General features: G+C 60.2%; 1 pseudogene. It reads left to right on the top strand.

The features are described 5' to 3' along the window. Positions 1–246 (top strand): annotated as a pseudogene (locus tag ACP7H9_RS14315) (oxidoreductase); the annotation flags it as partial.

Genomic DNA, 246 nt, shown 5'->3' with positions numbered 1-246 from the left:
CCACCTTTGAGCTTGCCGACCCGCACGGTCGACCGCTGCCACCCTTCAGCGCCGGCGCCCATATTGACGTGCAGGTGAAAGAGGGGGTAATCCGGCAATACTCGCTGTGCAACCACTCTGAGGAGCGGGATCGCTATTTGATCGGCGTGTTGCGTGATGAGGCCTCCAGAGGAGGCTCCATCGCCATGCACGATGACATTAAAGTGGGCAGCCTGCTCCTCATCAGCGCGCCCAAAAACCACTTCC

This window comes from Idiomarina sp. ST20R2A10 (genome assembly GCF_051842345.1).
Taxonomy (GTDB): Bacteria; Pseudomonadota; Gammaproteobacteria; order Enterobacterales; family Alteromonadaceae; genus Idiomarina; species Idiomarina loihiensis.
The sequence above is the reverse complement of the archived record's forward strand: the minus strand, read 5'-3'. Positions and strand labels throughout refer to the sequence as shown.